Source organism: Streptomyces liliiviolaceus (assembly GCF_018070025.1).
Lineage (GTDB): Bacteria > Actinomycetota > Actinomycetes > Streptomycetales > Streptomycetaceae > Streptomyces > Streptomyces liliiviolaceus.
This window is the reverse complement of the sequence record NZ_JAGPYQ010000001.1, coordinates 7,542,522-7,555,158: the sequence shown is the minus strand read 5'-3', so window position 1 is coordinate 7,555,158 and position 12,637 is coordinate 7,542,522. Positions and strand designations below refer to the sequence as shown.

Sequence of the window (12,637 nt, the reverse complement as noted above, 5' to 3'; positions counted from 1 at the left end):
AGCGGATGGATGCGGTGCGGCTCATCGGTGCGAGCAGGTGTGCCCTGATGAGGAGCGGCGACGCCTCCGAGACCATGGCCGAGGCCTGGCAGGCCCAGGCCCTCGCCCAGGCGATAGGCAGTCGGCTGGCGGTGTCCGGACCTCCCGAACTGAGAGGGGAGGCCCTGGGGTTGACGGAGCTGGCCGGTCGGGGGTGCGGGGTGCTGGGAGCTCCCGCGCTCGATGTCAGCCTCTTACGGGCGGCGCAGCTGACGGAGCTCGGGGATGCGCGGGGGGCGCTTCTCGAACTCGGGGGGTTGCTGGGGGAGGTGGGGATCGCGCTGGTGGGGATAGCCTGCGCGGCTGCGGACGAGGGGACGTACTGGCAGTGCATGGAGGCGATCGACGCGGCGGACGAGTCTCGGGACCGGGTCCTTGAGATGCTGCGGCGGCTGGCCGTGCGGGATCAGGGGGCGGCAGCGGGGCAGTGAGCGGATCTTCCAGCCCGTCCGGCGTGTGAGGACCGGGGGTTCGGGGGCCGGCCCCGAGACCACCCCCGCGCACACGGTTGACGGATTTCACCCGACCGGGGACGCGGGCGACCGGCGGTACCGATGGCGCCGACCGGCGTACGACCGTGCAGGATGGAGGCATGGATCTTCGAATCTTCACCGAGCCCCAGCAAGGGGCGACCTACGACACCCTGCTCGCCGTGGCGAAGGCCACCGAAGACCTCGGCTTCGATGCCTTCTTCCGCTCGGATCATTACTTGCGCATGGGGTCCGTGGACGGGCTTCCCGGGCCGACGGACGCCTGGATCACCCTCGCCGGACTCGCCCGCGAGACCAAGCGGATCCGGCTCGGCACCCTGATGACGGCCGGCACCTTCCGCCTGCCCGGCGTCCTGGCGATCCAGGTCGCACAGGTCGACCAGATGTCCGGCGGCCGGGTCGAACTGGGCCTCGGCGCGGGCTGGTTCGAGGAGGAGCACAAGGCGTACGGCATCCCCTTCCCGAAGGAGAAGTTCGCCCGCCTGGAGGAGCAGCTGGCGATCGTCACCGGGCTGTGGGAGACCAAGCCGGGCGAGACCTTCTCCTACGACGGCACCCACTACCAGCTCACCGACTCGCCCGCGCTGCCCAAGCCCGCGCAGTCCAAGGTGCCGGTGCTCATCGGCGGCCACGGCGCGTCCCGTACGCCGCGCCTCGCGGGCCGGTACGCCGACGAGTTCAACATGCCGTTCGCGTCCGTCGAGGACAGCGAGCGCCAGTTCGGCCGGGTGCGGGCCGCCGCCGAGCAGGCCGGCCGCAAGGGCTCCGACCTGGTCTACTCGAACGCGCTCGTCGCCTGTGTGGGCAAGGACGACGCCGAGGTGGCCCGCCGGGCGGCGGCGATCGGCCGTGAGGTGGAGGAGCTGAAGGCCAACGGCCTGGCGGGCTCCCCGGCCGAGGTCGTCGACAGGATCGGCCGTTTCGCGGAGATCGGCTCCCAGCGGGTCTACCTCCAGATCCTCGACCTCGACGACCTGGACCACCTGGACCTCATCTCCTCCCAGGTCCAGTCCCAGCTGTGAGTCTCTGAGCGTCCGAGCTTCTGAACGTCTGAGCGACGGGTGCCCCGCAGGGGCGCGGGGCCGTGCCGACGGCCTCGCGCCCTCGAAAATGCCTGCGTGCGTCGGAAGTGTTCGCTGTACGTTGGGCGGGCGTGCGGAAACGGCAGGTTTCCGCAGTTCAGATGATGTTTCGAGGCAGATCAGTGTTCCTTGCGATCAGTACCACCGGCGCCCCGGAGCGCCCCGCGACCGACCTCGGCCATCTCCTGCACAAGCATCCTGACAACGCGCAGGCGTTCTCCACCTCCTACGGCAAGGCCCACGTCTTCTACCCCGAGGCGAGCGCGGAGCGCTGCACGGCGGCGCTGCTCCTGGAACTGGACGCGGTGGCTCTGGTCCGCCGCGGCCGGGGCAAGGGCCGTGGCGGAGCACCGGACGCGGCTCTCGCGCAGTACGTCAACGACCGCCCGTACGCCGCTTCCTCACTCCTCGCCGTGGCGCTGAGCAGTGTGTTCTCCAGTGCGATGAAGGGCGCCTGCCGGGCGCGGCCGGAGCTGCCCGCGCGCCCGCTGCCCCTGCGCATCGAGGTGCCCGCACTGCCGGCCGGCGGCGGCGCCGCTCTCGTACGCGCGCTGTTCGAGCCGCTCGGGTGGGCGGTGAGCGCGGAACCGGTGGCGCTGGACACGGAGTTCCCCGAGTGGGGCGACTCGCGGTACGTCAGCCTCGTACTCGAAGGGGAGCAGCGGCTCTCCGACGCGTTGCGGCACCTGTACGTCCTGCTGCCGGTGCTCGACGACGCCAAGCACTACTGGGTCTCCTCCGACGAGGTGGACAAGCTGCTGCGGGCCGGGGAGGGCTGGCTGTCGGGCCACCCGGAGCAGGAGCTGATCACCAGCCGCTATCTGGCGCGCCGTTCGACGCTCACCCGGCAGGCCATGGAGCGGCTGGAACTCGTACGGCTCGCCGAGACGGACGACAGCGCGGTCGAGGAGATCGACAACGCCGTCGACGAGCGGGCGGACACCGAGCCGGGCGCCGAGCCCGGCACCGTGGCGGTCATCGGGGCGGGCACCGAGGAGGCGCCCGTACCGCTGGCCGTCCGGCGGCGGGAGGCGATCGTCGCCGCGCTGCGGGCGACCGGTGCCGCCCGGGTGCTCGATCTCGGCTGCGGACAGGGCCAGTTGGTGCAGGAGCTGCTCAAGGACACGCGGTACACCGAGATCGTCGGGGTCGACGTGTCGATGCGGGCGCTCACCGTCGCCGCCCGGCGGCTCGGCCTGGACCGGATGGGGGAGCGGCAGTCCGACCGCGTCACGCTCGTCCAGGGCTCGCTCGCCTACACCGACAAGCGGCTCAAGGGGTACGACGCGGCGGTGCTCAGCGAGGTCGTCGAACACCTCGACCTGCCGCGGCTGCCCGCCCTGGAGTACGCGGTGTTCGGCTCCGCGCGCCCCAGGACGGTGATCGTGACGACACCGAACGTCGAGTACAACGTCCGCTGGGACACCCTCCCGGCCGGCCACGTCCGGCACGGCGACCACCGCTTCGAGTGGACGCGCGCCGAGTTCAGGACGTGGGCGGGCGAGGTGGCCGAACGGCACGGTTACGGGGTGGAGTTCGTACCCGTCGGCCCCGACGACCCCGAGGTGGGCCCGCCGACCCAGATGGCGGTCTTCGCACTGCGCGCACAGAACACGAAGGAGGAGAAGGCCGCATGAGTGACAACGAGACCAACGAGACCAGGGTGCGTACGCTGCCCGTCACCGACCTCTCCCTCGTCGTGCTGATCGGCGCGTCCGGCTCCGGCAAGTCCACCTTCGCCCGGCGGCACTTCAAGCCGACCGAGGTGATCTCGTCGGACTTCTGCCGGGGCCTCGTCGCCGACGACGAGAACGACCAGAGCGCCAGCAAGGACGCCTTCGACGTCCTCAACTACATCGCGGGCAAGCGCCTCGCGGCGGGCCGGCGCACCGTCGTGGACGCGACCAGCGTGCAGCCGGACAGCCGCAGACAGCTGATCGAGCTGGCCAGGAAGTACGACGTGCTGCCCATCGCCATCGTGCTGGACGTGCCCGAGGAGGTGTGCGCCGAGCGCAACGCCGCGCGCACCGACCGCGCCGGGATGCCGCGCCGCGTCGTCCAGCGGCACATCCGCGAACTGCGGCGCTCGCTCAAGCAGTTGGAGCGCGAGGGCTTCAGGAAGGTGCACGTCCTGCGGGGTGTGGAGGAGGTCGGGACCGCGGAGGTCCGTACCGAGAAGCGGTACAACGACCTGACCCACCTCACCGGCCCCTTCGACATCATCGGCGACATCCACGGCTGCGCTGCCGAACTGGAGTCGCTGCTGGTGAAGTTGGGCTACGCGGACGGCGTGCACCCCGAGGGGCGTACGGCCGTGTTCGTCGGCGACCTCGTCGACCGCGGCCCCGACTCCCCGGGCGTCCTGCGCCGGGTGATGTCCATGGTCGGCTCCGGCAACGCCCTGTGCGTACCGGGCAACCACGAGAACAAGTACGGCCGTCACCTAAAGGGCCGCAAGGTCCAGCCCACCCACGGCCTCGCCGAGACCATCGCGCAGATGGAGAACGAGAGCGACGAATTCAAGCAGCAGGTACGGGAGTTCGTGGACGGGCTGGTCAGCCACTACGTCCTCGACGGCGGCGGCCTCGTCGTCTGCCACGCCGGGCTGCCCGAGAAGTACCACGGCCGCACCTCGGGCCGGGTGCGCTCGCACGCGCTGTACGGCGAGACCACCGGCGAGACCGACGAGTTCGGGCTGCCGGTGCGCTATCCGTGGGCCGAGGACTACCGGGGCCGGGCGGCGGTCGTCTACGGCCACACCCCCGTGCCGGAGGCCACCTGGCTCAACAACACCATCTGCCTGGACACCGGAGCCGTGTTCGGCGGCAAACTCACCGCACTGCGCTGGCCGGAGCGCGAACTCGTCGACGTACCGGCCGAGAAGGTCTGGTACGAGCCGGTCAGGCCGCTGGCCTCCGAGGCGCCGGGCGGCCACGAGGGACGGCCGCTCGACCTCGCGGACGTGCACGGCCGCCGCGTCGTCGAGACCCGGCACGCGGGCCGCGTCTCCGTACGCGAGGAGAACGCCGCCGCGGCCCTGGAGGTCATGAGCCGCTTCGCCGTGGACCCCCGCCTGATGCCGTACCTGCCGCCGACGATGGCGCCCACCGCGACCTCCCGTGCGGACGGTTATCTGGAGCACCCGGCCGAGGCCTTCGCGCAGTACCGGGCCGACGGGGTCGCGCGGGTCGTGTGCGAGGAGAAGCACATGGGGTCGCGGGCGGTGGCGCTGGTGTGCCGTGACGCGGAGACCGCGCGCGCACGGTTCGGGGCGACGACCGGGGTCACGGGCGCGCTGTACACCCGTACGGGCCGCCCCTTCTTCCCGGTGCCGACCGGTGGTTCCGGTGGTCCGGGCGCGGGTGCCTCCCTCACCGAGGAGATCCTCGGCCGGGTGCGGGACGCCGCCACGGAGGCCGGTCTCTGGGAGGAACTGGAGACGGACTGGCTGCTGCTCGACGCCGAGCTGCTGCCCTGGTCGCTCAAGGCCTCCGGGCTGCTGCGCTCGCAGTACGCCGCCGTGGGCGCCGCGGCCGGGGCGGTGTTCCCGGGCGCGGTGGCCGCGCTGGAGAAGGCGGCGGCACGGGGCGTCGAGGTGGGGGACCTGCTCACCAAGCAGCGGGAACGGGCCGTCGACGCGGCTGCCTTCACCGACGCGTACCGGCGCTACTGCTGGCCCACGTCCGGTCTGGAAGGAGTGCGGCTCGCCCCCTTCCAGATCCTCGCCGCCCAGGGGCGGAGCCTGGCCGCCGTCCCGCACGACGAGCAGCTGGCCCTGATCGACCGGCTCGTGACCGCCGACCCGTCCGGGCTGCTGAGCACCACCCGGCGCCTGTTCGTCGACACGGACGACCCGGCGTCGGTACAGGCCGGGATCGACTGGTGGCTGGAGATGACCGGTCGCGGCGGCGAGGGCATGGTGGTCAAGCCGGTCCGGGCGGTGGCCCGCACGACCAAGGGGCGGCTGGTCCAGCCGGGCATCAAGTGCCGGGGGCGGGAGTATCTGCGGATCATCTACGGGCCGGAGTACACCCGACCCGAGAACCTCGACCGGCTGCGCGGGCGCTCCCTCGACCACAAGCGGTCGCTCGCGTTGCGGGAGTACGCGCTGGGGTTGGAGGCGCTGGACCGGCTTGCCGGGGGTGAACCGCTGTGGCGGGTGCATGAGGCGGTGTTCGGGGTGCTGGCGCTGGAGTCGGAGCCGGTGGATCCTCGGTTGTAGGGGTTTCCTCGCCCCCGCCGCCCCTACCCGTTCCCGTCCCTGTCTCGGGGGCGCTGCCCCCGAACCCCCGCTCCTCAAACGCCGGAGGGGCTGGAAATCCAGCCCGTCCGGCGTTTGAGGACGAGCGCGCAGCGCGATCAGGGGGCGAGGGGGCGCAGCCCCCATGCAGTGACGGGAAGGGTAGGGGCGGCGGGGGCGAGGAAGGCCCTCACCCCACCAACCCCAGCCGGCGCCCGCAGACCCCCACCCGCACCGACTGCCCCCACGTGAGTTCCAACGCGTCCCCCTCCATCCCGTCCCCGAACGCGATCAACCGTTCGGACTCGGCCGTGAGGGTCAGGTGGGACGTGGAGGACAGCTGGCCCGCCACCTGGGAGGTGCCCGTCGCCGGGGACGGCCAGGCCTCGCGGACGCACCACACCAGGCGGTCCTCCGTGGGACGGGGGAGCGGCAGGGGGTTGCCCCTCTCCTGCCACACCGATCTGATCCACCCCGTCGCCCCCGTACCCGTGCCCACCAGCACCCCGGAGGAGGCCTGCGCCTCGGAGGGGGTCCGGGGCTCCGCGGCGCCTTCGCCCGCCCTGGCGGACACGGACCCTTCGACGCTCAAGCGGTACCGGGCCGTCTGGTGGCCCGCCGCGCCCAGGTAGATCTCGTTCAGCGCGAGCAGCCGCTGGGTGTCGTCGGCGACCGCCTCCACCATGGTGAGTTCCTCCCTCCCCGTCCCGGCGGCGAGCGCCGCGGGGAGCAGACGGGCCGCGTCCGCCGGGCTGTGGCGCACCAGGACGCCCGCGTTGCGGCCGGGGTCCGCGTCGATGCCCACCACCGGCTGCCCGCTGAGGTATTTGGCCGCGTTCGCCACCAGGCCGTCCTGGCCGACCACGACCACCACGTCCTCCGGGGCGAACAGGAAGCGGTCCAGGTCGGCCCGTTCGACCCGGCTCTGACGCCAGGTCAGGGGGATCGCCGCGGTCACCTCGGACAGCGCGCGCCGCGTGCGGCGGTGGCGTTCCGCGACCTCCTCGATGTCCCGGCCGCGGGAGGAGAGGAAGAAGGCGGCCTGCCCGTGCGTGCCGTGGTGGGCCACCAACTCCTCGTACTCCGTGGTGCGGTGGACCAGGACGATCCGCGGGGCGAGGCTCATGTGCCGTCCCGTACGCCCAGTTTGGCCAGCAGGCCGGTCAGTACGTCCGGCGAGACGGTGACACTGTCGATGTTCGGCAGGTTCTCCGCGAGCCGCGTCCCGGTCAGCGCGTGCAGCGTGCTGACGTCGACGTCCGCGTGCACCCGCAGCCAGGCGGCCTGGGCCTGCGCCCGCGCCTCCCCGACCTCGCGCGCCGCCTCCGCCTCCGCCCGCGCGAGCCGCACGGAACGGGCCGCCTCGGCGTCCGCGAGCCGTACCGTCCGCTCGGCCTCCGCCTTGGCCAGCCGCTCGGTCCGCCTGGCCTCGGCGTCCGCCAGCTGCACGGACCGTTCGGCCTCCGCCCCGGCCAGCTTCACCGTCCGGGCCGCCTCGGCCTCGGCGCGTACCGCGTCCGCCGCCGCGTGCTCCTCCGCCTCGCGGCGCGTGTTCGTCCCGCGCTGCTCGACCAACTGCTCCTCGCGGCGAGCGAGTTCGATCTGGCTGGCCAGTTCGTTCTCGGCGATCGCCCGCTCCCGCTCGACGGCCACGGCCCGCCGCTCGTAGGTGGCGCGGTCCGCCTCCTGCTGGATCTGTTCGCGGGCCGGGGTGCGCAGGGCCCGCTCCACCTCCGGCTCCGGGCGAAGCGCCACCACGCGCACGGCGACCACCTCGATGCCGGTCGCGGGCAGCCGCGGCTCCGCCCCCAGCCCGGCCGCGACCCGTTCCCGTACCGACGCCACGCCGTCGACCAGCGCCGACGCCAGGGTCGTACGGGCCAGTACGTCCAGGGCGTGCTGCTGGGCCGACTCGGTCAGCAGGGTGCCCAGCTGCTCCAGCGGCGCGCCTCGCCACACCCCGGTGTCGGGGTCGATGGAGAAGTCCAGGCGGGCGGCGGCGAGCGCCGGGTCGCTGACCCGGTAGGTGACGGTCGCCTGCACCGCGATGTCCTGGAAGTCGGACGTACGGGCGTGGAAGGTCATCGCCAGCTCGCGGTCGTCCACCGGCACCTCGGACAGCGCGGCGCTCAGCGCGCGGTACCAGAAGCTGAGTCCGGGGCCGTCGTGCAGCAGTTCCGCGCCGCGGTGGTGCCGGATGTGCGCGGTCGGAGCGCCGCGCAGGTGGCGCCAGCCCAGGCGCCTGGTGATGTCGGCCATCGGATTCCCTCGTTCCCCCTCGTTTGTCGTCCGGCCGACGATAACCAGTTCCTCTATTAATAGTCAAGAGGACTATTAAAGGTGACGGGGGGAGGGGGGAGGGGTGCGGGGGTGTCCGGGGGAACGCTTGGGCGAAGAAAGTGCCGACCGGTGGGTCAAGCGGCCCCGCGGTGGTCAGGATGGAGTCATGGGATTCCATGTCGACTCCGAAGCCGGGCGGCTGCGCCGCGTCATCCTCCACCGGCCGGATCTGGAGCTCAAAAGGCTCACCCCCAGCAACAAGGACGCCCTGCTCTTCGACGACGTGCTGTGGGTGCGCAGGGCGCGCGCGGAGCACGACGGGTTCGCGGACGTCCTGCGCGACCGCGGCGTCACCGTCCACCTCTTCGGCGACCTGCTGACCGAGGCCATGGCCATCCCGGAGGCCCGGTCGCTCGTCCTGGACAGGGTCTTCGACGAGAAGGAGTACGGGCCGCTCGCCACCGACCATCTGCGGGCCGCCTTCGAGGGGCTGCCGGCGGGCGAGCTGGCCGAGGCGCTCGTCGGCGGTATGACCAAGCGGGAGTTCCTCGACGCGCACCCCGAACCGACCTCCGTGCGCTTCCACGTCATGGACCTCGACGACTTCCTCCTCGGACCGCTGCCCAACCACCTCTTCACCCGCGACACCTCCGCCTGGATCTACGACGGCGTCTCCATCAACGCCATGCGCTGGCCCGCCCGCAGACGCGAGACCGTGCACTTCGAGGCGATCTACCGGCACCATCCGCTGTTCCGCGCGGAGCCCTTCCACGTGTGGTCCGAGGGGCAGGCCGACTATCCGTCCACCATCGAGGGCGGCGACGTCCTCGTCATCGGCAACGGCGCCGTGCTCATCGGCATGAGCGAGCGGACGACACCCCAGGCCGTGGAGATGCTCGCCCACAAGCTCTTCGCCACCGGTTCGGCGCAGTCCATCGTGGCGCTCGACATGCCCAAGAAGCGGGCCCTCATGCACCTCGACACGGTCATGACGATGGTCGACGGCGACACCTTCACCCAGTACGCCGGGCTCGGCATGCTCCGCTCGTACACCATCGAGCCGGGCGTCGGCGACAAGGAACTCAAGGTCACCGACCATCCGCCGGAGCACATGCACCGCGCGATCGCCGCCGCGCTCGGACTGAGCCGGATCCGCGTCCTGACCGCCACCCAGGACGTCCACGCCGCCGAACGCGAGCAGTGGGACGACGGCTGCAACGTCCTCGCGGTCGAACCGGGCGTCGTCGTCGCGTACGAGCGCAACCAGACCACCAACACCCATCTGCGCAAACAGGGCATCGAGGTGATCGAGATCCCCGGCAGTGAACTGGGGCGGGGGCGGGGCGGCCCGCGCTGTATGAGCTGCCCGGTGCAGCGGGACGGCGTGGGCTGAGCGGCCCGGACGGGAACCGGGCAGGAGCAGGGGTCCGTATAGAAATGTGGAGCATCGTATAGAATTCCAAGAGTCCCTGTTTACGTAACCCTGGAGCGCCCCCATGGCGACAGTCCCGTACGCCCTCGCCGGCCGCCACTTCCTGAAGGAGCTGGACTTCACGCAGGACGAGTTCCGCGGCCTGATCGAGCTCGCCGCCGAGCTGAAGGCGGCGAAGAAGGCGGGGACGGAGACCCAGCGGCTTCGGGGCCGGAACATCGCGCTGATCTTCGAGAAGACGTCGACGCGCACGCGCTGCGCCTTCGAGGTCGCCGCCGCGGACCAGGGCGCGTCGACCACGTACCTCGACCCGTCCGGTTCGCAGATAGGGCACAAGGAGTCCGTGAAGGACACCGCGCGGGTGCTCGGCCGGATGTTCCACGCGATCGAGTACCGGGGCGACAGCCAGGAGGGCGTCGAGGAACTGGCGGCCCATGCCGGGGTGCCCGTCTACAACGGACTGACCGACGCCTGGCACCCGACGCAGATGCTCGCCGACGTGCTCACGATGGTCGAGCACTGCGACCGGCCGCTGAACGAGATCGCCTTCGCCTACCTCGGCGACGCCCGTATGAACATGGGCAACTCCTACCTGGTAACCGGCGCGCTGCTCGGCATGGACGTACGGATCGTCGCGCCGAAGTCCTACTGGCCCGCAGAGGAGGTCGTGGCGCAGGCGCGCGAGCTGGCCGTGGCCAGCGGGGCCCGGATCACGCTCACCGAGGAGGTCGGCGAGGGGGTCCTGGGCGCCGACTTCGTCGCCACGGACGTGTGGGTGTCGATGGGGGAGCCCAAGGAGGTCTGGGACGAGCGCATCGCCGACCTCGGCCCGTACGCCGTGACGATGGACGTCCTGCGGGCCACCGGCAACGCGGACGTCAAGTTCCTGCACTGCCTGCCCGCCTTCCACGACCTGGGCACCAAGGTCGGCCGGGAGATCCACGAGCGGCACGGACTCGACTGCCTGGAGGTCACCGACGAGGTCTTCGAGTCGGCCCATTCGGTCGTCTTCGACGAGGCGGAGAACCGGCTGCACACGATCAAGGCGGTCCTGGTGGCGACGCTGTCCTGAGCCGTTTCCTGAGTCGTGGCGTGAGCTGTGGCATGAGTCGTGGCGCGAGCTTTTTCAGGCGGACCTTCGCTGGTGGGGGACCACCGGCAGCCGGAACCACACCGCCTTGCCGGACTCGGTCGGGCGGTGGCCGCACGACGAGCTGAGGGTGCGGATCAGCAGCAGCCCGCGACCGTGCTCCTGCCAGGGATCGGGCTCGCACGACTGATCCGGGATCGTGAGGTCGCCCGGCGGGGACGGGTCCCGGTCGTGCACCTCGACCTGGCATCCGGTGGGCAGCAGCTCCACGACCAGCTCTATGGGCCCGTCGCCCCTGGTGTGCTCCACGGCGTTGGCCACCAGCTCCGCGGTGAGCAGCTCCGCGGTGTCGCAGTCGGCGGACAGCTCGATCTCCGCCAGCGCGGTACGGACCAGTGCGCGGGCGACCGGCACCGCCGCGACGGTGTGCGGCAGGGCGATGCGCCAGGAGGCTGGGGCGGGGGGCTCGTGCAAGGCGGATCCGTTCATGGAGCAGGATGTCCTGCTTTCAACTTTAGGAATGGTACGTCGCATCCCGACAGAGGCGCTCGGTGGGCTTTTTTCGGGACGTTCGGCCCGGTTCCGGGCTGTCTACCCAGAGGAACGGTTCGCCTCCCGGGACCGCTCCCGCCGTTACGGAGCTATCGACGAGCCGTGACTCGGTGACCGGGCGTGTCACGACAGCGGAAGGCCGGGCACCTTGTCGCTGGTGCCCGGCCTGGTACGCCTCGTACGGTGGTCCCGCGGTCAGATCGTGGCGGTCGCCTCGCTCAGATCGACCATGCCCGCCGTCAGCGTCGCCCCGTCCACCGGGTCGATCAGGATGAACGCGCCGGTACGGCGGCTGTCGGCGTAGTCGTCGAGCGCGAGCGGCTCGGCGGTGCGCAGGGTGATCCGGCCCAGGTCGTTCGCGTGCAGCCCGCCCTCTTGCGCGGCCAGGTTCTTCACGACGGCCTTCACCGTGCGGGTCGTGTGTCTGACCAGCACCCGGTCGCCGACCCGCAGCGGACGCTCGGCCAGATGGCAGACGGCGGCCCGGACGTCCCGGGTGAGCGCGGGCGCCGCCGCCCCGCTGGTGATCATGTCGCCGCGGGAGACGTCGAGGTGGTCGGTGAGGCGCAGGGCCAGTGACTGCGGCGCGTACGCCTCCCGCGTCTCCTCGCCGAGTACGTCGATGCCCTCGATCGTGGACGTCCCGCCGGAGGGGTGGACGGTCACGCGGTCGCCGACGCGCAGCGAGCCGGAGGCCAGCTGGCCCGCGTAGTGACGGGCCTCGCCGTGCCGGATCACGTACTGGACGGGGAACCGGGCGGGCGCGCCCATCGGGTCGGCGCCGACCGGGACGGATTCCAGGTGCTCCAGCAGCGCGGGGCCCTCGTACCAGTCCATGTGCGCGGAACGGTCCACCACGTTGTCGCCTGCCAGCGCCGATACGGGGATCGGGGTGAAGCCCGGCAGGTCCAGCTCGGCGGCGTGGCCCGCGAAGTCCTCGACGATCCGGTCGAACTCCTTCGCCTCGTACCCGACGAGGTCCATCTTGTTGACGGCGAGCACGATGTGCGGGACGCGCAGCAGGGCGGCGATGGCCGCGTGGCGGCGGGTCTGCTCGACGACGCCGTTGCGCGCGTCGACGAGGACGATCGTCAGTTCGGCGGTGGACGCTCCGGTGACCATGTTGCGGGTGTACTGCACATGGCCGGGGGTGTCGGCGAGGATGAACCGTCTTTTGGCGGTGGCGAAGTAGCGGTAGGCGACGTCGATGGTGATGCCCTGTTCGCGTTCGGCGCGCAGGCCGTCGGTGAGCAGGGCGAGGTCGGGGGTGTCCTGGCCGCGGTTGCGGGAGGCGTGTTCGACGGCTTCGAGCTGGTCGGTGAGGACCGACTTGGAGTCGTGGAGGAGGCGGCCCACGAGGGTGGACTTGCCGTCGTCGACGGAACCCGCGGTCGCGAAACGCAGGGTGTCGACCGTGGTGGTGCTGGTCAT

Annotated in this window: 10 protein-coding genes; 6 read left to right on the top strand and 4 right to left on the bottom strand. The window is 71.6% G+C overall.

The features are described from left to right. Positions 1-5 precede the first annotated feature (5 nt). The 4 genes from J8N05_RS32180 to J8N05_RS32165 all read left to right on the top strand — a co-directional run bounded on the left by J8N05_RS32180 (position 6) and on the right by J8N05_RS32165 (position 5,834). Positions 6-470 carry a DUF6099 family protein gene (locus J8N05_RS32180; RefSeq protein ID WP_210889028.1) on the top strand — a complete coding sequence of 155 codons (465 nt, stop codon included), beginning with the start codon at positions 6-8 and terminating at the stop codon, positions 468-470. Positions 471-631: 161 nt separating this feature from the next. Continuing rightward, complete coding sequence (locus tag J8N05_RS32175) at positions 632-1,552, top strand: LLM class F420-dependent oxidoreductase (RefSeq protein ID WP_210889025.1); 921 nt, start codon at positions 632-634, stop codon at positions 1,550-1,552. 182 nt (positions 1,553-1,734) lie between these two features. Continuing rightward, the gene (locus J8N05_RS32170) at positions 1,735-3,249 is read left to right on the top strand and encodes a 3' terminal RNA ribose 2'-O-methyltransferase Hen1 (RefSeq protein ID WP_210889023.1); all 1,515 of its coding nucleotides are present in this window, start codon (positions 1,735-1,737) and stop codon (positions 3,247-3,249) included. After that, positions 3,246-5,834 carry a polynucleotide kinase-phosphatase gene (locus tag J8N05_RS32165; protein ID WP_210889021.1) on the top strand — a complete coding sequence of 863 codons (2,589 nt, stop codon included), beginning with the start codon at positions 3,246-3,248 and terminating at the stop codon, positions 5,832-5,834. Before J8N05_RS32170 ends, J8N05_RS32165 begins: the two co-directional genes overlap by 4 nt. A gap of 208 nt (positions 5,835-6,042) precedes the next feature. Here J8N05_RS32165 and J8N05_RS32160 read toward each other — a convergent pair whose 3' ends face one another. Then, positions 6,043-6,978, bottom strand: coding sequence for a ferredoxin reductase domain-containing protein (locus tag J8N05_RS32160; RefSeq protein ID WP_210889019.1), 936 nt, complete (start codon positions 6,976-6,978; stop codon positions 6,043-6,045). Then, positions 6,975-8,111 carry an SPFH domain-containing protein gene (locus J8N05_RS32155; protein ID WP_210889017.1) on the bottom strand — a complete coding sequence of 379 codons (1,137 nt, stop codon included), beginning with the start codon at positions 8,109-8,111 and terminating at the stop codon, positions 6,975-6,977. Before J8N05_RS32155 ends, J8N05_RS32160 begins: the two co-directional genes overlap by 4 nt. A 187-nt stretch (positions 8,112-8,298) precedes the next feature. Between J8N05_RS32155 and J8N05_RS32150 the strand changes: the two genes are divergently transcribed. Both J8N05_RS32150 and argF read left to right on the top strand, forming a co-directional pair. Then, positions 8,299-9,525, top strand: coding sequence for an arginine deiminase (locus tag J8N05_RS32150; protein WP_210889015.1), 1,227 nt, complete (start codon positions 8,299-8,301; stop codon positions 9,523-9,525). A 103-nt stretch (positions 9,526-9,628) separates the two neighbouring features. Continuing rightward, entirely contained in the window at positions 9,629-10,636 is a 1,008-nt protein-coding gene (argF, locus tag J8N05_RS32145) for an ornithine carbamoyltransferase (protein WP_210889013.1), read from the top strand. 54 nt (positions 10,637-10,690) lie between these two features. Here argF and J8N05_RS32140 read toward each other — a convergent pair whose 3' ends face one another. Then, positions 10,691-11,143: an ATP-binding protein gene (locus J8N05_RS32140; RefSeq protein WP_210889011.1), complete on the bottom strand. Its 453-nt coding sequence runs from the start codon at positions 11,141-11,143 to the stop codon at positions 10,691-10,693. Between the two features lie 258 nt (positions 11,144-11,401). After that, the gene (locus J8N05_RS32135) at positions 11,402-12,637 is read right to left on the bottom strand and encodes a sulfate adenylyltransferase subunit 1 (RefSeq protein WP_210889009.1); all 1,236 of its coding nucleotides are present in this window, start codon (positions 12,635-12,637) and stop codon (positions 11,402-11,404) included.